Here is a 22,505-nt window from a genome sequence, read left to right as displayed (position 1 = left end):
ATGGTTCAGATTAGTATTATTCAACCCGGCTTAATTTGATAGTGTTGGTCCGGTGGTTTTCATGAAGAGGCATACTTAGGGTATTTACAAACAAATCTCCGGCAGCAAGCTCTCCTTTTTCAACCAGGGTATCTCTGATGTTAGCCACTACTTCTTCTACACTTTTATCTTTCAGGTGATTGTATTTAAAAGCAGTAATGCCCGAATACAAACTCAACTGGGTTAAAAGCTTTTCGTTTCCGGTGAAGATAAATGTATTGGCCTTAGGGCGGTGATGCGATAAACGAACAGCCGTATAACCAGAGGTAGTAATGCCAATGATGGCTTTTACTTTCAGGTCACGTGCCAGGCGGCAGGCGTTCATTACCACGTTATCGTTTTCTTTTTCTTCAGACTTATAAGAGTCTTCCGTAACACGGGCATGGTGGCGGTAATATAATTTCTTCCAGTCGGCTTCGTTCTCTACTTTTTCAATGGTTTTTACCATTGTTTCAACCGCAAGAATAGGATATTTACCAGAGGCGCTTTCTGCACTTAGCATTACGGCATCTGCACCATCTAATACAGCATTGGCCACATCACCAACCTCTGCACGGGTTGGGCGGGGGCTGTCAATCATGCTTTCAAGCATTTGTGTTGCCACAATTACAGGTTTGGCAGCCAGATTAGATTTTTCAACCAAAGCTTTCTGAATCAATGGCACGTCTTCTGACGGAATCTCCACACCGAGGTCTCCACGGGCTACCATAATACCATCTGTTGCGGCAATGATAGAGTCCATGTTGTCAACCGCTTCCGGCTTTTCTATCTTGGCAATAACCTTTGCCTCTTTTCCCTGCGCTTTTATGTAATTCTGTATATCCTTTATTTCGTCTGCTGTTCTTACAAAAGAAAGGGCTATCCAGTCTACATCATTCAATAAACCAAATTTCAGGTCTTCCCAGTCTTTTTCTGTAACCGATGGCTGAGAAATATTGGTATTAGGCAGGTTTACACCTTTCTTTTGTTTTAAAAGGCCGCCATATACTACTTCTGTAATAACGTCCATTCCGTCAACGCCGGTTACTTTTACTTCCAGCTTGCCGTCGTCCATCAATATTCTTTCACCCAGCTTCACGTCCTGATACATACCCTTATAAGGGGTGCTCACACGCTGACCGTTTCCGATTACATCTTCGTTAGTAAATACCAGTTTGTCGCCAGCAAAAATTTCAACACCCTCATTACCTGTTTCCATCTGGCCTATTCTGATTTTCGGGCCTTGTAAATCCTGCAGAATAGCGCATTTAAAACCATGTTCAGCGTTTATTTTCCTGATACGGCTAATACGCATCTGGTGGTCTTCGTGGGTTCCGTGAGAGAAATTTAAACGGAAAACATTTACACCGGCTTTAGCCAGTGCCAATAGCATTTCTTCACTTTCAGAAGCTGGTCCGACTGTGGCTACAATTTTGGTTTTTCTGTGCATATTTAAAATAAAATATTTCTTAACCCTGAGAACGTCGCAAAAATAATAACTATTTATGAGAATTACCGAATAAACCCTGTTGATTTATACGGCAAGCCTATTTGTGTCAAAAATGACCTAATATATAAGTGCCTAATATTCAGTCGTTTAAATATTTATTAAATGATAATAAAAAAGCAGGTGCCCTATCCTGAAGGTGGTTGAAATATCCTCTATTGATAGCCTGAACCTGCCAAAACACAGTATATAACCCTGAAACCGGAAACCCTTACAGTAGTTAAAAAAGCAGTAAGCCCGGTTTGAAAAAAATAAAAAGAAGTTTTTGCCGGAAAAAAATAATGTGTTAAATTTGTGTCCTTAGTAATTTCAAAAAGCAATTGAAACAAAACGTAATCGCAATTTCACTTCTCCTTCTGCTCAGCTTTTCAGTGTGAGAAACGGAGACTTTGTATAAATCAAAAGCCCTTTCTTGCACATGGTGAGAAAGGGCTTTTTTGCGAGAAAAAAGAAGTAGTAAAAATAACTAAACACCTCATTAAGCAATGAGCCAGAAAATTTATGTTTTCGACACCACCTTACGAGATGGAGAACAAGTGCCCGGTTGCCAGTTAACAACCGACGAAAAGGTTATGATTGCCAAGCAGCTGGAAAAGCTGGGTGTCGATATTATTGAAGCAGGTTTCCCGATTTCAAGTCCCGGCGATTTCAACTCTGTTGTAGCGGTTTCTAAAGCCGTTACAGAACCAACGGTTTGTGCCCTTTCAAGAGCAATCAAGGGTGACATTGAGTCTGCTGCTGAAGCCCTGAAATATGCCAAACGGCCGCGTATACATACCGGTATTGGGGCTTCTGATATTCACATCAAACATAAATTTAACAGTACTCGCGAACAGATTATTGAACAGGCCATTTCAGCAGTGAAGCATGCTAAAAAGTTTGTTGAAGACGTAGAGTTTTATGCTGAAGACTCTGGTCGTGCCGATCTTGAGTTTTTGTCAAAACTGACCGACGAGGTTATCAAAGCAGGCGCTACAGTAGTAAACCTGCCCGATACAACAGGATATGTGCTGCCACATGAAATGTATCAGCGTATTTCATATATCATGAATAATGTGCCAAATGTAGACAAAGCCATTATTTCCATGCACAACCATAACGATTTAGGTCTGGCTACTGCCAATACCATTGCGGGTATTCAAGCCGGAGCAAGACAGGTAGAAGTAACCATCAACGGTATTGGTGAGCGCGCTGGTAATACTTCGCTGGAAGAAGTAGCCATGATTCTGAAAGTGCACAAATCGCTTGGTTATCATACCAATATTGAAAGCACCATGCTTGCGCCTATCAGTAATTTGGTTTCTGATACCATGCGTATGCCTGTGCAGGCCAATAAAGCCATTGTGGGCCGTAATGCCTTTGCGCACTCGTCGGGTATTCATCAGGATGGCTTCCTGAAACATACCGAAAACTACGAGATTATCAGCCCGCAAGAGGTTGGCGTAGATAAGTCGTCTATTGTGCTTACTGCCAGAAGCGGCCGCCATGCTTTAAAACACCGTTTGGAAAAACTGGGTTATAATCTTGATAAACCCGAAATTGATTATACGTATAGTCGCTTCCTTGAGCTTGCCGACAGAATTAAGGAAGTAAATGATAAAGACCTGGTATTGTTGATGAAAGAGGTTGCTGTTTCCTGAAAAACAGGCCTGTCGATTCTGATAAGGGAGTTTGTGAATCTGTTCATAAACTCCCTTTTTTTTGTAGTTTAGCAGATAGAAATTTATTAATCACACCTACTTCATCGAAAAAATGCCTGATCGTCGACATTTTCTCAGTTCAAGCCTGCTGGCTGGTATAGGGCTGGCCAATCTGAATTTTTCTTTTCCTGATAACCAGCTTAAAACTTTAAAACCGGCGGCGCTGAAACCGGGCGATACCATCGGGCTGGTTTGCCCGGCCTATTCGGCATTTTTAAAAGAAGAAGTGCAGATAACCATTGAAAGCCTGGAAACATTGGGTTTTAAAGTGAAAAAGGGCGACCACATGTTTGACCGATACGGGTATCTGGCAGGAACAGATGCCGACAGAGCCGCCGACATCAATAAAATGTTTGCCGATAAAAGCATTAACGGCATAATGGCCATGCATGGCGGCTGGGGTTGTGCCAGAATTCTACCTTTGCTTGATTATAAAACCATTCAGCAAAACCCTAAAGTTTTTATTGGCTACAGCGACATAACCGCTTTGTTGCTGGGCATTTACAGCCAGACAGGGCTTGTTACTTTTCATGGGCCGGTAGGTTCTTCAACCTGGAACAGCTTTTCTGTTGAAAATTTTAAGAATGTATTGATAGAAGCCAATGCCGTGCAAATGACCAATCCGGTAAAAAAAGGGGATAATCTGGTGCAGGTAGATGACCGTATAAATATCATTAATCCCGGAGTAGCTACAGGCACATTACTTGGTGGCAACCTGACTGTATTGAGCCATATACTTGGTTCGCCTTATGTGCCTGATTTTAAGGGCAACATATTATTTCTGGAAGATGTGGGGGAAGATATTTACCGTATGGACAGGATGATTACCCAACTGAAACTGGCAGGTATTTTAAACCAGCTTTCGGGTTTTATATTTGGTAAGTGTACCGACTGCCCGCCGTCAAAAGGAGGCTATGGCTCTTTAACTATGGAAGATATTTTTGAAGACCATATCAGGCCCTTGAGCATCCCGGCATTCTCAGGCGCTATGATAGGCCATATAAAAGATAAATTTACTGTACCTGTTGGTATTAAAGCTACTATTGATGCAACCAAAGGAAGCATTACACTAAACGAAAGCGCCGTTAATAAATAAACAAAAAGCCCTTTCAGTACATATTCCTGAAAGGGCTTTTTGCCTGCAATGGGGGCATTTACTCTTCTTCACCACCAAAACGGCCACCACCAATGGTGTGTCCAAAGAAAAGAGCATTCAGAAACAACTTGTTGGTTCCGTACCAGAATGCCCGGAAATTCGGGTTCTCCGACATCAGAATGATTTTCCCGGCACCCAAATTCTGTGTAATAACAGCGGGTGAGTTTTTAATTAAAGCTTCATTTTTTGGATGAACATAGCCCGCAATTAATGGATTACTTGTGAAAATAATTGGCGTATTATAAGGGTTTTTGGTGTCTTCAAAGAAGATGTTGTTGTCTTTAAACAATGCCAGTTTTTCCTGCGGGTATCCGAAACAAATTGGGTGAGTAGGGTCTATTTTTGTTTCAAATATGGTTCCGGCCGTTTCCATGGCTCCGCTGTATTTCTCCTGCAAAACATAAGGTCTTTTTCCGCTGCCATTGTTATCCGGTCTTGGCTTTACAGTTATTGAAGCCAGTTTTTTATTGGCTGCCCATTCGGCGGCTTCTGTCATGGCAACCAACACGCCACCACCTTGTATGAAGCGTCTGATTTTCTCGTCCGATAAATTATTATAGTTACCACCCGAAAGCACAATATGCGTGTATTTGTCCAGATTAACCCTATTGGCTGTTTCAATATCAGCAAAAGTCAGAGGTATGTTGATGCGTTGGTCTAGCAGGTGCCAAATTTCTCCGGCATCATTGGCATTTACACCCGGGCCCGCCAGCATCAAAACCTTAGGCAATTTCAATTTGCGGAATTTCTCACTTCCAAGGTCAATTCCGGCAGGTGTAAGGCCGGTGGTAGTAGCATAGAAATTAACTCCGTCACGGTCGGCAAGTGTTTGCAGCAAAGCGCCGGGGTCGTTACCGTTGCATATTATTTGTATGGAGCCGTAGTCAAACTTCTGTTCTTTTCCGCCTACAATAGCCGTGAGGGGTTCAATAGCTACTTTAAGGGTATAACCTTTATCTAGTAATTCATAGGCAGTTCTTGGCGCAAAATAGCTGTTCCATTCAAAGAAATAGGCATAAGTACTATTGCCATAAACCTTCCCTTTCGGAAACTCGTTTACATGCACTTTCTCGCCCAGCGAAACAGCTGCTTTAGCTTCAGCCGTAGGCACATTCATACAATATTGTAACGACCACGCCGAAATGTCATAGAAAAGGCTGTCTTCAAACTTGGTTCTCTTCTCGAACATTGATTTGATAAGGCGATGCTGTGGCTGGTTCATTGGTACCGCAAAAGAAGTCGCCTTGTCGAACGCATTGCCGTCTATGGTTTCGTCTTTACCCAGTTTATAAACATCTACCTGGTTTCTTTTTAGCATATTTACCATCTCCCAGGTTTTTACAGCATCTTTGCTTCCACCAAATACATAGGCTTTTACGGCATCATTTGAGCCTTCTTTATAAAAATTGCGCATGTGTTCCAGCAGTTCTACCCGCATTTCGCGGGCTGCTTTCAGCGTTGAAAACGTGGCAGAAACCTGATTGCGGATAGTGAAAGGAAAACTCAGCAGTCCGTTAACTGTTTCCTGCAAATGCCCGCGAGACGATGCTTGTTCGAAAAGTATACCAATAGACCCGTTCACATCGGGTAGGGTAGAGCCTTTTCCGTAGTAAAAGTCGTCGTAGTTCTCTTGTGTATAGTAAGCAGAATTGATTCTGTCTAGCCCCTGAGCGTGATATTTTCCTATTTTGGCTGTCAGTTCAATATTGCTTTTGGGAGTAAGCGGGTGCGTACGTGATGGGATACCCGGTTGAAAAAAGAAGGTAGACGCACTTCCCATCTCATGGTGGTCAGTCAGAATATTAGGTCTCCATTCGTAGAATTTCACCAGCCGGCCTTTACTTTCAGGCATTTGCTGGTACAGCCAGTCGCGGTTTAAATCAAACCAGTAATGATTAGTACGGCCGTTCGGCCAGGTTTCGCTGAACTCCCGGCTGTTGATATCACTTACCAGATTATTGCTTCGGTTGATATTCACCCAGGTAGCAAAGCGGTTGCCTCCGTCGGCATTAATACATGGGTCAATCAGAATAATGGCCTCGTTTAGTAAGGAGTCAACTCCCGGACCCTGTGCCGCGGCCAGATAATACGCCGACATCAGGTTAGAGTTAGTGCCGCTGGCTTCATTCCCATGCACCGAGTAGCCCATCCAGACAACAATAGGCATTTTTTTCAAATCCAGGCTGCCAGATTGCCCCGGGTTCACCAGTTTCTGGTGCTCTGCTTTTATCTGGTCCAGTTTCGCATGGTTTTGTGGCGAGGTTACCGTCAGCAACAATAGCTCACGGTTTTCGAAAGTCTTGCCATAAACCTCTACCTTGAACCGGTCTGATAACCGAGCCAGTTCTTTCATATAAGCATACTGCTCATAAGGTGTAACGTGTTGCTCGCCAACCTGATAACCAAGAAACTGCTTTGGTGTAGGTATTTTGGGGTTATAATTTACATTTTGTGGCAGGTAATAGCTGTCGGCCACCTGCCCGAAAGAATTAATTTGTAAGGTGATGAAGAATAAGAGTAGTATTTTTTTCATGAAACAGATGAGTAGTTTAGGAGGCAATTAAACACTTTTCTGCCTAAAAATACAAAAAGCCTCTGACAGAGAGGCTTTTTGTATAGACAAAGAATCTATAAACCTTAAAGTTTTTCCGGCCAATGCAATGCGGCAGGGTAATACTTAAGGATTTTATATGTTTTGCAATACTGTAAGGCAATCAATTAGAAGCTCTTAGTTTGGCTTCAATGGTTTGCTGGGTATGTGGTACCGCTCTTAAACGCTCTTTTGGAATCAGCTTGCCGGTATCCTTGCAAATACCGTAAGTTCCGTTTTTGATGCGAATCAACGCTGCTTCCAACTGTTGTGCAAATTTTTGCAAACGACCTGCTGATTGGCTAAGTTGTTCTTTTTCGCTCACATCTGCGCCATCTTCTAATAATTTTGTACTACTCGACGTGTAATCAGTACCATTATCATTCTTACGACTCAGCGTTTCTTTAATAAAATTCAGCTCATTTCGTGTCGCTTCTAATTTGTTGGTAATAATTACTTCAAACTCCCTTAGCTCCTCTTCTGAATAGCGGGTTTTTTCTTCAACTACAGCCATAATCGTAATGCAGTAAATTGTTAAAAAATGGGTCTATGCTTAAAAAACGCCACAAAGATAGCGTTTTTTAAGCCCTTAAACAATGCCCTGTGCAAAATATTGGGCAATTGGCAAAAAAATTTATCTTATGGTAATTTGTCAAATGCGATAAATTATTTGGTGTTGCGCAGAATTGCCAGTTTAGGATTGGGTATATTTTTAAAAATGAATATAATGTTAAGTTTGTGTGAAATTTAACAATTTTAAGAAATACTATCTTTTTTCTAAGTTTGCACCCTAAAAACTTCAACAATAGAACTTTCTGTTTATGAATTACATAGAACCGGCTCCGATTAAGGATAAAGAAAATCCGTTGGAGTCAATGATGTCAAGGTTTGATGCTGCAGTAAAAATTCTGGGTATCAGTGAAGAGATGTACTACATCCTGAAAGTACCTGCACGCCAGGTAACAGTAGGCTTGCCCGTAACCATGGACAACGGGCAGATTAGAGTCTTTGAAGGTTACAGAGTTATTCATTCAACCATATTGGGGCCAAGTAAAGGCGGTATCCGCTTTGACCCTGCCGTGAACATTGATGAAGTGCGGGCATTAGCAGCCTGGATGACCTGGAAATGTGCTGTGGTAGATATTCCTTACGGTGGAGCCAAAGGCGGAATAGCCTGCAACCCGCGTGAAATGTCGGCCGGCGAAATGGAACGATTGATGAGGGCCTACACTTTGTCTATGCTTGATATCTTCGGGCCGGATAAAGACATTCCGGCTCCTGATATGGGTACAGGCCCACGTGAAATGGCCTGGTTGATGGATGAATATTCAAAAGCCAAGGGTATGACTGTCAATGCCGTTGTAACCGGTAAGCCATTGGTTTTGGGTGGTTCGCTTGGCCGTACGGAAGCCACAGGGCGCGGCGTAATGGTATCGGCACTTTCAGGAATGGAAAAGCTACGCCTGAATCCTTATCGTGCTACGGCTGCGGTGCAGGGTTTTGGTAATGTGGGCTCTCATGCAGCTCAGCTATTGCATGAGAAAGGCGTAACCATTTGTGGTATCAGCGATATTTCGGGCGCTTATTATAACGACCGCGGAATAGACATTGAAAAAGCAATTGCTTACAGAAATGCCAACAAGGGTACCCTGGAAGGTTTCAAAGAAGCAGAGTTGATTAGTAACGAAGAGTTGCTGGCACTTCATGTAGACGTGCTGGTGCCTGCTGCCAAAGAAGACGTAATTACACATGATAACGCCGCCAGCATTCAGGCAAAACTGATTGTGGAAGGCGCCAATGGCCCCACCTCTGCAAGTGCCGACGAAATTATCAATGAGAAGGGCATTATGGTAGTGCCTGATATCCTGGCGAATGCCGGTGGGGTAACAGTTTCTTATTTTGAATGGGTACAGAACCGAATCGGGTACAAATGGGCCTTAGACAGAATCAACCGTCGTTGCGACCGCATGATGAAAGATGCATTTGATAACGTATTTGAAACATCGCAGAAACATAAGGTATCTATGCGTCTGGCCGCCTACATTGTGGCTATAGACAAAGTAGCCAGCACCTATAAGTTTCGTGGTGGGTACGGTTGATACAAAATTTCAGGATAATTAAAGTATTACTCAGGCCCATTTGCTATCTGTAAGTACAAATGGGCTTGTTGTTTATTAACCATCAGATTTTACACTTAATTCTAATCAAACAGTTTACTGAATGCCTTGAATTGAGTATTTTTGCAGAAATTATTAAAAAATTAAACAGATATGGCAGGTAACAGAACCTTCACGATGATTAAACCACATGCTGTGGCGGATAATCATATTGGTGGAATTATAGCTATGATTGAGGCCGCCGGCTTCAGAATTGTAGCAATGAAAAAAACACAACTGACTCCGGCATTGGCGGGTAAGTTTTACGAGGTACATAAAGAAAGAGGTTTTTACGGAGAGCTTTGTGAGATGATGTCGTCGGGCCCGATTGTACCGATGATTCTGGAAAAAGAAAACGCCGTGGCCGACTTCCGCACCCTTATCGGAGCTACGAATCCGGCTAATGCAGAAGAAGGAACCATCCGTAAGAAATACGCTAAATCACTGGGTGAAAACGCCATTCATGGTTCAGACTCAGACGAAAACGCTGCTATTGAAGGTGCATTCTTCTTTGGTGTAACCGAACAATATTAATAGTATCTATAAAGAGAAGGGCCTTGCCGTAAAAAGCAAGGCCCTTTTTTGTCAGCCATCAATACCCTCATAAAAAATACCGGCTTTCTGGCGTATATCATCTAACAAACTTATCAGTTTCACGCTCATGGAAAGCGGCATTTTTACACTTTCTTTTTTGTTGTGGCGCACGCAATTGTTCACTTCTTCAATTTCGTAATTATATCCCCGTGTTTCTCTGTCAAACGAAAACGTAACCGGCTCATTGTCTGTCTCAAAAAGCGTCAGGGTTTTTGTTTCATGAAATCGCTCCGGTAAATGAATATATCCTTTCTCTCCATAAATAAGCGCTTCTGTTCGGGTTCTTGTGGCATAAGTAGCGTTTAGCATAGCAGTAGCCTGTGGATATCTGAAAACAAAACTTGTTGTTTCGTCGACCCCTGTTTTGCCAGCAATGGTAAAGGCCTGCACATCAGTAGGATAACCTAATATCAAAAGCGCCAGATATGCCGGATAAATGCCAATGTCGAGCAGGGCCCCACCACCCAAAGCCGGGTTCAGTACGCGGCGTTCCGGAATATGAGGCGCAACAAAGCCAAAATCGGCCTGAATGGTTTTCACCTTCCCTATTCTGTCTTCGGCAATCAGTTCCAGGGTTTTTTCTATAGCGGGTATAAACCTGGTCCACATGGCTTCCATCAGAAATGTATCATTTGCCCTTGCTGCTTCTACCATCTGCTGCACCTCTTTCAGGTTCATGGCAAAGGGTTTTTCACAGAGCACAGGTATCTTATTATTGAGGCACAAAATAGCTGCCGACGCATGAGCCGTATGGGGTGTGGCAATATATACCACGTCTAAGCCGGGGGCATTGAAGATTTCTTCATAAGAGCTATAAAAATGGGGCACATTGAATTGCTTCGCAAAGTTTTCAGCACGCTCTGAAGAGGTAGAAGCAACCGCGTACAGCTCAGTATCCGGTACGTTCACTAAGTCGGCTGCAAATTTTTCTGCAATTTTCCCTATTCCGATAATTCCCCACCGTATTGTTTTCGCCATTGTATATATTTATTTCAGAAGCCAACTTTGTATGGCATCAGGTTTAAGAATATGGTTTTTTTGAATACCTGCCAATATAAGCAAAAAACGTTTAAGCGGCCATTTTGTTTAAATGAAAACGGCCGTTGGTATTACCTGGCCAGAAAACAAAACACCCCGGCTGTAGGAGCCAGGGTGCCTGTTAAGCAATAAAAATGTATTATTTGCTTAATTTTATCTTCAGATTTTGGTCTAATGCGTCCAAAAACTCTTCCGTATATAAGTAATGCTCACCGTGGGTTACTTTGTTTCCGTGGATACAAACCGCTAAGTCTTTAGTCATTTTACCAGACTCAACCGTTTCAACGCAAACCTGCTCCAAAGCCTGGCAGAAATCTATCAACTCCTGGTTGCCGTCTTTTTTACCACGGAACTCCAATCCACGGGTCCATGCAAAAATTGAAGCAATAGGGTTAGTTGAGGTTGGTTTTCCGGCCTGGTGGTCACGATAGTGGCGGGTTACCGTTCCGTGAGCTGCTTCTGCTTCCATGGTTTCGCCGTCAGGAGTAACCAATACAGAAGTCATTAAACCTAATGAACCAAAACCTTGCGCTACAGAGTCAGACTGCACGTCGCCATCGTAGTTTTTACAAGCCCAAACAAATGAACCGTTCCATTTCAAGGCAGATGCCACCATGTCATCAATCAGACGGTGTTCATATACAATACCTGCAGCTTCAAATTTAGCTTTGTAGTCTGCCTGATAGATTTCCTCAAAAATATCTTTAAAACGGCCATCATATTTTTTCAGGATGGTGTTTTTGGTTGATAAGTACAAAGGCCATTTTTTGTTAAGCGCCACATTGAAACAAGAGTGCGCAAAACCGCGGATAGAGTCGTCGGTATTATACATACCCATGGCTACTCCGCCTCCTTTAAAGTTATATACATCAAACTCTTTTACGGTACCGTCAGCGCCTTCAAATTTCATGGTTAATTTACCAGGGCCATCAACTACGAAATCAGTAGCGCGGTATTGGTCACCGAATGCATGGCGACCAACGATGATGGGGGAGGTCCAGTTAGAAACCAGGCGAGGCACGTTTTTACAAACGATAGGCTCACGGAAAACAGTACCATCCAGAATGTTACGGATTGTGCCGTTTGGCGATTTCCACATTTGTTTCAGATTAAACTCTGTTACACGGGCTTCGTCAGGCGTAATAGTAGCACATTTGATACCCACACCATATTGTTTAATAGCATTGGCTGCGTCGATAGTTACCTGGTCATTTGTTTCATCGCGATACTCAACGCCAAGGTCATAATATTTAATATCTACATCAATATAAGGCAGAATCAATTTTTCTTTAATAAAACGCCAGATGATTCGCGTCATTTCGTCACCGTCTAGCTCAACAACGGGATTAGCTACTTTAATTTTATTCATGATAATGAGTTTAATTAATAATTACGGTTGTAAAGTTATAAACAGAATATGAAAAATCGTAATTATATGAAACTTTCTGTTGCCAGTCAATAAAAAAAGAGCCTCCAAACGGAAGCTCTTTTTAACTTAAACCAAAGAAAATTATGAAAATTAATAAAATCTTATTTGTTCAGAAGTTCGTCAAACGACAACGACACATAATACATAGAACCTACCGATGCACTTCCGTAAGCCTGTATGTAAGGCTTGCCACCAATGTTGGTACCACCCACTTTCAGGATAGACTTAATGCTTGGTAATTTAAGACTTACCTGTGCATCTATGGTATTAATGGCCGGTACAGTTGTGTTTGAAAAGAACCCGATGCCGGTTGTTGTTGGCTGGTTAAAGCTGGCTTCCCAAACAAACGAATTCTGATGTTTGAAATTAATATTAAAGCCTATTTTGTTGCCACTGCCCAATCTTTTACCAAAACCCAGGTTGTAACGGTATTCTGGTGTATTAAAGCCTGCATATTGTTGCTCGGCCGATGGCGTAAAGTTTTTCAAACGGTTATTGGCTATGTTACCGCTCAGGTAGAAACTCTTAACGAGCGAGTAATTCAGACCAATTGCCCAGCCGTCAACTTTTATTTTTTCTGACGTATTGGCTGGTCTTGAATAACCCAATCTTGTGTTTGCGCTTGATACGCCCGACTCAATCGGCAGACCCGGCCCGGCAGCTTTCGTAGGCACAACCACCGACACCCCACCTATAAAGTTTCTGTAAGTGCTGGTATAGTAATAAGCATCTACAAATAGTTTTTTAGCTATTAAGCCTTTGTAACCGATTTCAACTGACTGGATGCGCTCTGGTTGCAGGGTCTTAGCTGAGTACTTAGGCAGTGAGGCCAAAGCATAAGCAGGAACCACCTGAGTGGTAACGGCAGTAATTTGAGTAACCACAGTGCTTTGAACGTTGTTTGCAATGGTTGTTTGTATGGCAGGCGAAGCCATTGTTTGCGCAACGCCGGCAGCAATGGCAGCAGGAGCCTGGTCGGCAGGTATTTGTCCGGCTGCTACAGCCGCATTTACCTGAGCCGTAACGCCAGCGGTTACCTGAGCCTGCACCGCTGCGGTAACACCTGCTTTAATGGCTGGCAACTGTGCATTTACCGCCTGCGTAGCATAGGCTTGGGCCTGTGCTAAAACCGTCTGTGTGATATATTTTGTTGGGTTAGCCTGGAAGTCATTCAACACAGGTAAGGCAATACCATTGTTCAGATTATATCTGTTCACAAACTCAGGCAGACCACCAATCAGTGTTCCGGCCGGTGTTTTAAGGTCAATATATTGATTCTGAGTAGTTGGAATTCTGAAACCTGTCTGGTACGATACGCGGATATTCTGCTCACCAAAAGAAGCAACCCCTGAAACACGCGGTGTAAACTGTCCTTCAAAATTCTCGTTTTTATCATATCTCAAAGAGCCGGTAATTTTAAAGTGGTCTTTAAACAGGCTTTTAGCAGCCTGTACGAACGCGCCATATTCGTTAATACCGATGCTGCCGTTTCTGCCTTCTTTTCTGTCGGCAAACAGAGTTCCGTCAGACCGTAAATCATATTTTCTGAAGTTGGCGCCAGCCAGCAGGTCAATAAATTTAATCTGATTTTTGAAGTTATACACCCCTTCGGCATGGTACATGTTGGTTTTGTCAAGAAAAGCACCACCACCATTGGCAATTGGTAAATCTCTGTATTTTTCAAGCAAGCCATCGTAAGCGGCTGTGCCCGGTTGAGGCATACCCTGGTCGGCTACTGCACGGGCTGCAAGGTGGGCCTGGTCTGCAGCCAAACCGCCACTTCTGGCCTGAACGAAGGCTCCTACATATTGCCCGAACCACGTTTCATGCGGCTTGATAGAGTTAAGCATTGAAACGGCCGTTAAGCCAGTAAAATATGACTGACCCGAGCGCTCTTGTGTTGTATAGGCACGAAGCGTGAAATTGTCGCCTTTCAACTCAAGCTTGGCTTGAGTAAGGTTAAAGTTTCTTAACGAATAACGGCCAGTGCCGGTATAGGCAGTGGTACCATAGCCATAGTTAACCTGTGCAATGGCTTCCACTTTTTCGTTCAATCGATAGTGTAGTGCAACATTGGTCTTAAAACTTTTGGTGTTGTAGTCAATCATGTCTACCTCTTTAAAACCGGTGCGGCTTACATTAGTATTGGCCGGAATAAGCCCCGCTGCGGCTGAAGGAAGCAAACCGGCGTTAATCATGCTGTTGGCTACGGTTGTCATGTTTGCCTGTACTTCATCGCCGTATATATTCATACCGTCGTAGTCTGTTTTTACACCTGCTCCGCGTGAGCCATCCTGTACACCGCCCAGGTTAAGGTTGGTGTAATTGTTGGCCTGCCAGTCTTTAGCCGTTATATAAGAAAGGTTTACCTTGAAGGCAAGCTTATCATTAAATGCCTTTGCATAACGAAGCGATAAATCGTGGAACGGCGTAGTAACAGTAGTACGGTTTGAGGCCGTCATCACCCCGCTTTTGGCAGTTGCGCTTAAACCCTGATACAGGAACGGGCTTTTGCTGTTCATCAGAATCAGACCATTAATGGCATTGGGGCCATAAAGGGCCGATGCAGCACCAGGAAGCAATTCTACGCTTTCAACGTCAAGTTCTGGCATACCCACAATATTGTCAACAGGGAAATTAAGCCCCGGTGCCTGGTTATCCATACCGTCAATCATCTGTACGGTGCGGGGGTTTCCGGTTGCACCAAAACCACGCATATTGATTGATTTGAACAATAAGCCCTGGGTGGTCATGTCTACACCTTTCATGCTTGCAAGGGCATCATAAAAAGACGGAGCCGCTGCTTCACGAATGGCACGAATATCCATTTTTTCAACAGCAACCGGCGATTTCATCACGGTTTCTTCTACACGAGAGGCAGCCACTACAACCTCCTGCCCTAATATGGACTGCTCTTTCAATGCAATTGTAATAGCAGCATTATTGCCTGAAACACTTACTTCCTGGCTTTCATAACCTACCGAAGATATTACTATCGTAAACGGCGGCGGTGTAGACGTACTGAAAGAAAAGTATCCTTTAGTGTCGGTAATCGTACCAATTACCTTACCTTTTACCTGCACACTTACTCCAATCAAAGGCTCTTTAGTAACAGCATCTGTTATAGTACCTGAAACTTTGGTTTGAGCAAATACAATATGGGTAATAAATAAGTAACAGATTCCGAACAATAATTTTTTTACGGAAAGTTTGAACATGGGGGTATTGGTTAGTGAGTTAACAAAACGTAAATTTGTGTCAAACATAGAAAAGAAAAAAGTAATATGCAAGCATACTATCGCTTGATTTTATAAAAATTTTACAATTTTACCAAAAAATAATTATATAAGCCCCGGTATATTACTTTTCGGTATCGTTTTTTAATTTTTGCTGTAGTTTTCGGGACTAGCCACCCCTCAACGCCTCATATATTATCTATTTAACTGTTTTACTTATCGTTTTGGTTTTTGATTGGCAACTCCCCGGCATGGCTGCCTATTGTTAGTGTAAAGCCGCAAAGCTGCCAACAATACCAGTGCACTGAGCAAGTCGGGTTTATGAGAGCCGGCCATGTAAGCATCAAAACAAATTCGGCCACCTTAATGAAGGCACAGCCGGGTGTTTACTGTATAAAAAATAGATATTTTTGGATATAAAGTCGTAAATCTGATTAACACAAACTTAATTTTGGTGGAATGTTAAAGAAAATGTAGTTTTACATGCAGTTGATTTTGAAATAGCTTATAACTCAAAAGTAGAATACTCTCAAAAAACCAAAGAATTATCAAATCTTCAATAGCATCTAAGTAAGCAATAAGATTGTATTCTCAACTTTTGTACATTCCTTGATTATTTACTCTGATATTATATTAACACTTAGCGATTTTAATGGAAAACAATTATGTAATCATTATGGCCGGAGGAGTCGGAACACGATTCTGGCCGTTTAGTCGTAGTACCAACCCAAAACAGTTTCATGATGTACTGGGAATCGGTAAAACAATGATTCAGCAAACTGTTGAACGTTTTGAAGGTGTTTGCCCAAAAGAAAACATCTACATTGTTACCAGCGAAGAGTACTACCATATAACAAAACAACAATTGCCGTATCTGTCTGACGACCAGATATTACTAGAACCGAACCGTAGAAATACCGCACCGTGTATCGGTTATGCCTGTTATAAAATAGCCTCTAAAAATCCGGATGCCAATATCGTAGTTGCTCCTGCAGACCACATCATTCTGAAAGAAGAAGAGTTCCGTAAGAGAATCAACGTTGCCTTGCATTTTTCGGCCAGTAACGACGTTTTGGTAACGTTGGGTATTAAACCAACCAGACCTGATACAGGTTATGGATATATTCAGTTCACAGAGACGGAAGGCGATATTAAAAGGGTAAGAACCTTTACAGAAAAACCAGACCTTGAGTGGGCTGTTAAGTTTGTAGAAAGCGGAGAGTTTGTCTGGAACGCCGGTATCTTTATCTGGAATGTGAAGACTATCAAAAAGACTTTCGAAATGTTTTTACCTGAAATGGCTGAAGCATTTGAAGAAATCAAGAAAGACTTCTACACCGCCGGTGAAGCCGAGGCACTTAAAAAAGCGTATCCGCAGTGCAAAAGCATTTCAATTGACAATGGTGTGATGGAGAAAGCGGAAAACGTGTTTGTGGTGCTGTCTGATATCGGCTGGTCTGACCTCGGTACCTGGAAATCATTGTATGAGATTTCAGACAAAGACGAAAACCAGAACGTAATAGACGGTAACACTTTGTTGTATAATACCAGTAATTCAATCATCAAAACTCCTGCCGACCGCCTGGTGGTTGTAAATGGCCTTGATGGTTATATAGTAGCTGAATACGATAACGTGCTTATGATTTGCCGTAAGGAAGATGAGCAGAAAGTTAAAGAGTTTGTGGCTACGGCCGGAACGAAAGGTAAAGAGTTTGTTTAACAGAAAACCATGGCTAAGAATAGTGTTTTAATACTAAGCTTGTGTCTGACCCAGTTTGCCTGCTCAAACGTGGAACGTCTGGATACTACCGAAGTGAAAGAGGAAATGGAAGGACACAAAATAAAGAAGGTGTCGCCCGCCCAGATAATGGAGCAGGTAGAAGTGTTGGGTAGCCGGATAAGCACTGATTTGTCAGGCGAACTGGAAAAACAACTGAAAGGTGCAACAGGGGCGCGTCTTGAAGAAATATGCCAGCTTAAAAATATCCCCTTGCTTGATTCAGTGGCAAACAGGTATAACCTGAAGGTGCGCTTACTGGGCCAGCCAGACATTGGCAGCAATAAAACCCTGTATGCCAAAGAAAAAGAAGTGCTTGAAGCCTATGCAGATATTGCGGCTCAGAAACAAACTTTGAGCAGCAATATTCAAAGCGTTGGCGACTCCCTCTATATCTACACGGCTCCTATCGCAGCTGAAAAAGGTGCTGGGAAACTATGTTTCAGCGATAATTCAGGTTTTGCCGTCTGGAGCATCATCCTGAGAAAAGCAGACATTATCAAGAGTATCAAGCCTAAAAAATAGAAAGAGAGCTATCAATGAAAGATAGCTCCTTTAACTAAAACAAAACTATAAAAAACCTAATTTTGAAAATCCTTAGTTGTTCATATTATTACTTTCTCCTGCCTTCACGTCATCGTTCTTAACCGATTTGGTTTTCTTCTCTACCATTCTCATATTTCCTATTTTGTAACTGAATGTCAGCCTTACGTTCTGGTTGTAAATATTATTAACACTTACCTGATTAAACTGCGCCGAGTTTAATGTTGTTTTTACTTTTATACCGCCCAGAAAGTTCTCGGTAGCTAAGCCCAGGCTTCCTTTTTTGTTTTTGAAATCTTTTCTGAAACCAAGCGAGTACATATAGAAGCTACCCTGGGTACCCTGCAACTGTATCTGGTTACCTCTGAAAAAGCTAAAGCCTTGTATACCCCAGCCGTTTTTCAGCTGAATCTGCGTTTGCAGACGGCCACCTATAACCACACCGTCGTTACTGATAAGTGACGACACCCCGTCTGAGCCCTGCGCCATACCTTCCAGATAGCTGTAGTATAGGTCAATACCTGCATTTACCGACCATTTTGGAGTAATGTTCAGGTTTCCGAATATGTTCGTACCGTACATCTGTTGTTTACCTATGTTCTCAAATGTGGTAACAATTGCACCGGCCAGGGTGTCAGAAGGTGCGCTCAGGCGCAAGATAGAATTGTTGGTCTGGCGGCCGAACACTGAGGCGTTCAGATAAACCTTTTTGATGTTTGCACTGGCGCTTAGTTCGAAATTGTCAGTTATTTCCGGACGAAGGCTCGGGTTACCAATGGTAATGTTCTGCGGGTTGGCTGCATTAAAGTTAGGGTTTAACTGTTGCAAGCCCGGGCGCTGAATACGCTTGTTATATGCTGCCTTTAAGGTAGTAGCACCAATAGTTTTTGAAACGTTTACACTCGGCACCAGATTACCATAAGAAGGTATATTAATATCTTTTACCTGATCTTTTGCCTCAATAGTTGTGTATTCGTAACGGGCACCCACTTTAAACACATACTTGTTTTTGGTTGAGTAGGTATATGACATATAGCCTGAGGCTATGTTCTGCGAGTAGTCTAGCAAGCCGGATGGGTTTCTGGCATCAGTGGCAAAGTCGCCTGTCGGGCCGGCAAAAAGATAGCTGAAATCGCTGTTTACCTGTCTGAAAATGCCTTTCACGCCTACTTCAAATACCTGATTCTGTTTTATCGGGGTCTGGAAGTCAGTCTGCAACGTAAACTCCTGATTAGTATTACCGTTCAGGTTTTTCTGGCGGCTTGTAAGGCCTCCTGATTCGTTCAGTAAGTCTGCCAGAAAGTTATTTTTAAGATTACTCTTACTGTATTGTGTTGAAACCGACCACTCTTGCGATGGTTTGAAAGTACGAATGTAATCAAGGTTTACATCAATTGAGCTTGAAAGATCTTTGCTGTCTACATTTCTGTATGCCGTAGAATTAAAAACATTATTGGTATAAAGACTGGTGGTGTAGTCTTGCGTTCTGATAAAATTACGTGTACCCAGATTAATGCCCGCGGTAAGCGACTGGTTCTTGGCAATGTCATAGTCAAAACCAAGATTATATCTTCCAAACAAGCCGTTGTCAAAGGCATCAGCAGTTTGTTTTGTCAATACCGTATTGCCGCCTCTTAAAGTACTCTGGTCTAGCGAAGTAGCCGCCTTATTATAAAAAGCCCGGCCACCGCCACCCATTGAGATACCCAGTTTACCTTTACGGATATTGCCGTTCAGGCCCAGATTAGAGCCCCTTACGCCTACACCCGAGTCCAGGTTTAAAGTTAACCCTTCAATAGAACTCTTTTTTGTAATAATGTTAATGATACCACCTGAGCCCTCAGCATCATATTTGGCCGAAGGTGAGGTAATCACTTCAACCGACTTGATGAGGTCTGACGGAATCATTTTAAGCGCATCTGCAATACTGCTGGCTATAATGGTTGAAGGCTTATTGTTGATTAATACTCTGATATTAGACGTACCACGTAGCGAAACGTTACCGTCAAGGTCTACCGTCAGCAAAGGTACTTTTCTTAATACATCGGCTGCGTCACCACCTTTAGATGTTATATCTTTTTCTGCATTATACACAAGGCGGTCAACTTTCTCTTCAATCATTGATTTTTCGGCGGTTACCGTCACCTCGTCCAATTGTTTGGCACTGGTAGATAATTTAATTACGCCCAGGTCAATATCTTTTCCTTTTTCAACTTTTATATTATCAATTACCTTGTCAGCATAACCAATAAAACTGATAACCAGCTTATACTCGCCGGCGGCTACTCTGGTTAAAGAAAATTTTCCTTTTTCGTCGGCCATTGTTCCGTCTACCACTTTGTTGGTTGCCTTGTTATAAAGGGCTACGTTAGCAAACTCTACCGCGGTTGTTACGGCCTCATCAACTACAAAGCCGGATATTTTCGAGTTTCCTTTCGGAGCGTTTCCATCAAGGTTAAGTTGGGGTGTTTGCTGGGCATTATTGGGTCTGCCATTGCCGTCTCCTCTCTGGCCGCCCATTCCGCCGGGTCCGCCCGGAAATTGCGCTGCAGCAGAGAAACCAACAAGGGCTGCCAAACTTAGGATACTGATAAACTTATTCATTGTCTTATTTTTTATAATTTTTTTCGCTTGATTGTCTTTTAACTTCAACAAAATAAACAGGTGTTTCCGGTACTTTTTCAGTAAATAGATGAAATCTTGAAGAGTGAAGATGAAAGATAAAATGTAGCTTATAAAGTGCAAAAAAGGTACAGAACAGGCCATAAATCAGGTTTTGATTGCATTTTGAGCAGTTTTGTCGTCAGACTTAACACTTTGGTCTGTTTGGTGTACATTGAGTTATTTTATTAATATAGATTTGTTTAGGCTTTGTACTTTAGAAACCCCCTTGGTTTTGTGTGTAAGGAAAAATAAAAAGTGCAATTATTTATAAAAACTCTTTCATACTTAATGGCTATATTTAATAGAAAAATATCTTATCAACACCTGTTCAGGGTTTTATTTCATATCTTCTTTTGGGGAGTCTGGTCTATTTGGCCAATCATTAACGCCTTAATGAACGGTACGGACAGAGACCATTGGTATCTGACACACATCGTTCCGCTGTCTGTTACGCATATCCCTCAGTTTTTTATTAACACTTTAATTCTGATGCCTTATTTTCTCAGGAAAAGAGGGGTAGGTTCTTATGTGTTTTCAGTACTTGTAATGAGTATTATTTTTATGTTTGTTCAGTATTTTCTGAAACTCTGGCTTTGGGAAAACCCGGTTGACATGAGTGGGCATAAAATTGTTATCTTTGAACTAAAGACTATTTTCCCTATTCTTTTTGTAAGTGCCATCAGTACTGTTTACGGTTTAATTATTTACATGGCCGACCAGGAAAAAACCAAACAGGAAGAAAAACAGGAAAAACTGCAGGCCGAGTTGTCGTTCCTGCGGTCTCAGATAAGCCCGCACTTTATTTTTAATGTGCTGAACAGCATTGTGTATCTGATACGCACCAAGTCGGCAGCTGCAGAGGCTGTTACTATTCAGTTATCTGAACTGATGCGCTATATGTTATACGAAGCCGACGACGTGCAGGTGTCTCTGGACAAAGAAATCAATTACCTGAATAACTACATAGAATTGCAAAGAGTAAGGTTTGAAGAAGACGTTGAAATAAACATGAAGGCAGAAGGAAACATTGGCTCACAGATTATAGAACCTATGCTGCTGATTCCTTTTGTAGAAAATGCATTTAAACATGGAGTGGGCATGATAGACTCGCCGGTGATTGATGTTCTGGTAAGATGTAGCGGTAGTGAGCTGTTTTATGAAGTAAAAAACAAAATAGCCCCTGAGCTTCCTGAAGACAAAGACAGCAGCTCGGGCATAGGCCTGAAGAACGTCAGACGCAGGTTAGAACTGCTATATGCCGATAAACATAGACTAGACATAAAAAAAGAGAACAACTGGTTTATTGTTTCTCTGTTTTTGCAACTAAAAACAATTGGCTCATGACACTCAGATGTATTGCCGTTGACGACGAAAGTATGGGGCGCAAGCTCCTGGAAGAGAACATCAAACAGATACCTTTTCTGGAATTGGTACGTACCTGCAAAAATCCGTTTGAAGCCATGCAGGCTTTGCAGGAAGAAAAAATAGACCTGATGTTTCTGGATATTCAGATGCCGGGTATGCTCGGAACAAAGTTTCTGCAGAGCTTAAGAGAAAAACCCATGGTTATTTTTGTAACGGCCTATGCTAACTATGCGGTTGAAAGCTATGATTTAGATGTAATAGACTACCTGATGAAACCCGTAAGCCTTGACCGCTTTACAAAAGCAGCCTATAAAGCGCTCGAACTTCATCGTAAAAACACAATGCCTCCTGCGCCGGCGGTTGCTGCAACCGCAGCCGACCCTGCCCAGCCTAAACCAGAAGAATTTCCCGAATTTTTTTTCATAAATGTCGAGTATTCGCTGGTAAAAATTACCATCAGAGATATAACCCATATTGAGGGGCTGAAAGATTACATCAAAATTTTTCTCACAACCCAAACCAAGCCCGTTCTTACCAAGTCGACGATGAAGGCCATAGAAGAAAAATTGCCACCCAGACAATTTATGCGTATTCATAAATCTTTTATTGTGAATACTGATAAAATTGAATCAATCAGGGGACAAAGAATCAGAATCGGGGCACATGAGATTCCGGTGAGTGAATCAAGCATTGATGAATTACTGAAACTATTAAACTATTCAAAATAAACCC

The 22,505-nt window shown here is 42.3% G+C and carries 15 protein-coding genes; 8 read left to right on the top strand and 7 right to left on the bottom strand.

The features are described from left to right. Positions 1–16 precede the first annotated feature (16 nt). Positions 17–1,468, bottom strand: a complete 1,452-nt coding sequence (gene pyk, locus MB380_RS21560) for a pyruvate kinase (protein WP_253531688.1) — start codon at positions 1,466–1,468, stop codon at positions 17–19. 542 nt (positions 1,469–2,010) lie between these two features. Here pyk and MB380_RS21555 point away from each other — a divergent pair. Continuing rightward, entirely contained in the window at positions 2,011–3,165 is a 1,155-nt protein-coding gene (locus MB380_RS21555; RefSeq protein WP_253531686.1) for a 2-isopropylmalate synthase, read from the top strand. 112 nt (positions 3,166–3,277) lie between these two features. Next, the gene (locus MB380_RS21550; protein ID WP_253531685.1) at positions 3,278–4,321 is read left to right on the top strand and encodes an LD-carboxypeptidase; all 1,044 of its coding nucleotides are present in this window, start codon (positions 3,278–3,280) and stop codon (positions 4,319–4,321) included. A 58-nt stretch (positions 4,322–4,379) separates the two neighbouring features. On the opposite strand, the gene MB380_RS21545 is transcribed toward MB380_RS21550, so the two are convergent. Then, positions 4,380–6,914 (bottom strand): M14 family zinc carboxypeptidase, encoded by a 2,535-nt coding sequence (locus MB380_RS21545; RefSeq protein ID WP_253531683.1) that lies wholly within the window; start codon positions 6,912–6,914, stop codon positions 4,380–4,382. A gap of 181 nt (positions 6,915–7,095) precedes the next feature. Next, the gene (locus tag MB380_RS21540; protein ID WP_101724850.1) at positions 7,096–7,485 is read right to left on the bottom strand and encodes a TraR/DksA C4-type zinc finger protein; all 390 of its coding nucleotides are present in this window, start codon (positions 7,483–7,485) and stop codon (positions 7,096–7,098) included. Positions 7,486–7,792: 307 nt separating this feature from the next. On the opposite strand from MB380_RS21540, the gene MB380_RS21535 reads away from it, so the two are divergent. Both MB380_RS21535 and MB380_RS21530 read left to right on the top strand, forming a co-directional pair. After that, positions 7,793–9,070 (top strand): Glu/Leu/Phe/Val dehydrogenase, encoded by a 1,278-nt coding sequence (locus MB380_RS21535; protein WP_101724848.1) that lies wholly within the window; start codon positions 7,793–7,795, stop codon positions 9,068–9,070. Positions 9,071–9,241: 171 nt separating this feature from the next. Next, positions 9,242–9,661 carry a nucleoside-diphosphate kinase gene (locus MB380_RS21530; RefSeq protein WP_101724847.1) on the top strand — a complete coding sequence of 140 codons (420 nt, stop codon included), beginning with the start codon at positions 9,242–9,244 and terminating at the stop codon, positions 9,659–9,661. A 51-nt stretch (positions 9,662–9,712) separates the two neighbouring features. Here MB380_RS21530 and MB380_RS21525 read toward each other — a convergent pair whose 3' ends face one another. The 3 genes from MB380_RS21525 to MB380_RS21515 all read right to left on the bottom strand — a co-directional run bounded on the left by MB380_RS21525 (position 9,713) and on the right by MB380_RS21515 (position 15,406). After that, positions 9,713–10,699 (bottom strand): Gfo/Idh/MocA family protein, encoded by a 987-nt coding sequence (locus MB380_RS21525; protein WP_253531681.1) that lies wholly within the window; start codon positions 10,697–10,699, stop codon positions 9,713–9,715. Positions 10,700–10,898: 199 nt separating this feature from the next. Beyond that, entirely contained in the window at positions 10,899–12,128 is a 1,230-nt protein-coding gene (locus tag MB380_RS21520; protein WP_253531679.1) for an isocitrate dehydrogenase (NADP(+)), read from the bottom strand. Positions 12,129–12,289: 161 nt separating this feature from the next. Next, the gene (locus MB380_RS21515; protein WP_253531677.1) at positions 12,290–15,406 is read right to left on the bottom strand and encodes a carboxypeptidase-like regulatory domain-containing protein; all 3,117 of its coding nucleotides are present in this window, start codon (positions 15,404–15,406) and stop codon (positions 12,290–12,292) included. Positions 15,407–16,076: 670 nt separating this feature from the next. Here MB380_RS21515 and MB380_RS21510 point away from each other — a divergent pair. Both MB380_RS21510 and MB380_RS21505 read left to right on the top strand, forming a co-directional pair. Then, positions 16,077–17,144: a mannose-1-phosphate guanylyltransferase gene (locus MB380_RS21510; protein ID WP_253531675.1), complete on the top strand. Its 1,068-nt coding sequence runs from the start codon at positions 16,077–16,079 to the stop codon at positions 17,142–17,144. 9 nt (positions 17,145–17,153) lie between these two features. After that, on the top strand, positions 17,154–17,726 hold the full coding sequence (locus tag MB380_RS21505) for a hypothetical protein (RefSeq protein ID WP_253531674.1): 573 nt from the start codon (positions 17,154–17,156) through the stop codon (positions 17,724–17,726). A gap of 72 nt (positions 17,727–17,798) precedes the next feature. On the opposite strand, the gene MB380_RS21500 is transcribed toward MB380_RS21505, so the two are convergent. Beyond that, the gene (locus MB380_RS21500; protein WP_253531672.1) at positions 17,799–20,348 is read right to left on the bottom strand and encodes an outer membrane beta-barrel family protein; all 2,550 of its coding nucleotides are present in this window, start codon (positions 20,346–20,348) and stop codon (positions 17,799–17,801) included. Between the two features lie 453 nt (positions 20,349–20,801). Between MB380_RS21500 and MB380_RS21495 the strand changes: the two genes are divergently transcribed. Together MB380_RS21495 and MB380_RS21490 are read left to right on the top strand one after the other, a co-directional pair. Next, positions 20,802–21,752, top strand: coding sequence for a sensor histidine kinase (locus MB380_RS21495; RefSeq protein ID WP_253531670.1), 951 nt, complete (start codon positions 20,802–20,804; stop codon positions 21,750–21,752). After that, positions 21,749–22,501 carry a LytTR family DNA-binding domain-containing protein gene (locus MB380_RS21490; RefSeq protein WP_253531668.1) on the top strand — a complete coding sequence of 251 codons (753 nt, stop codon included), beginning with the start codon at positions 21,749–21,751 and terminating at the stop codon, positions 22,499–22,501. The genes MB380_RS21495 and MB380_RS21490 overlap by 4 nt, the downstream gene beginning before the upstream one ends. The last annotated feature ends 4 nt before the right edge of the window (positions 22,502–22,505 follow it).

It is taken from the genome of Emticicia sp. 21SJ11W-3, from assembly GCF_024138715.1.
GTDB lineage: Bacteria > Bacteroidota > Bacteroidia > Cytophagales > Spirosomataceae > Emticicia > Emticicia fluvialis.
This window is presented reverse-complemented; position numbering and strand designations above follow the sequence as displayed.

Excerpts from the sequence above, each read along its gene's own strand:
- pyk (WP_253531688.1), bottom strand. The coding sequence starts at position 1,468 with ATGCACAGAAAAACCAAAATTGTAGCCACAGTCGGACCAGCTTCTGAA.
- MB380_RS21530 (WP_101724847.1), top strand. The coding sequence starts at position 9,242 with ATGGCAGGTAACAGAACCTTCACGATGATTAAACCACATGCTGTGGCG.
- MB380_RS21525 (WP_253531681.1), bottom strand. The coding sequence starts at position 10,699 with ATGGCGAAAACAATACGGTGGGGAATTATCGGAATAGGGAAAATTGCA.
- MB380_RS21515 (WP_253531677.1), bottom strand. The coding sequence starts at position 15,406 with ATGTTCAAACTTTCCGTAAAAAAATTATTGTTCGGAATCTGTTACTTA.
- MB380_RS21495 (WP_253531670.1), top strand. The coding sequence starts at position 20,802 with ATGAACGGTACGGACAGAGACCATTGGTATCTGACACACATCGTTCCG.
- MB380_RS21535 (WP_101724848.1), top strand. The coding sequence starts at position 7,793 with ATGAATTACATAGAACCGGCTCCGATTAAGGATAAAGAAAATCCGTTG.
- MB380_RS21545 (WP_253531683.1), bottom strand. The coding sequence starts at position 6,914 with ATGAAAAAAATACTACTCTTATTCTTCATCACCTTACAAATTAATTCT.
- MB380_RS21550 (WP_253531685.1), top strand. The coding sequence starts at position 3,278 with ATGCCTGATCGTCGACATTTTCTCAGTTCAAGCCTGCTGGCTGGTATA.
- MB380_RS21510 (WP_253531675.1), top strand. The coding sequence starts at position 16,077 with ATGGAAAACAATTATGTAATCATTATGGCCGGAGGAGTCGGAACACGA.
- MB380_RS21540 (WP_101724850.1), bottom strand. The coding sequence starts at position 7,485 with ATGGCTGTAGTTGAAGAAAAAACCCGCTATTCAGAAGAGGAGCTAAGG.
- MB380_RS21505 (WP_253531674.1), top strand. The coding sequence starts at position 17,154 with ATGGCTAAGAATAGTGTTTTAATACTAAGCTTGTGTCTGACCCAGTTT.
- MB380_RS21490 (WP_253531668.1), top strand. The coding sequence starts at position 21,749 with ATGACACTCAGATGTATTGCCGTTGACGACGAAAGTATGGGGCGCAAG.
- MB380_RS21500 (WP_253531672.1), bottom strand. The coding sequence starts at position 20,348 with ATGAATAAGTTTATCAGTATCCTAAGTTTGGCAGCCCTTGTTGGTTTC.
- MB380_RS21520 (WP_253531679.1), bottom strand. The coding sequence starts at position 12,128 with ATGAATAAAATTAAAGTAGCTAATCCCGTTGTTGAGCTAGACGGTGAC.
- MB380_RS21555 (WP_253531686.1), top strand. The coding sequence starts at position 2,011 with ATGAGCCAGAAAATTTATGTTTTCGACACCACCTTACGAGATGGAGAA.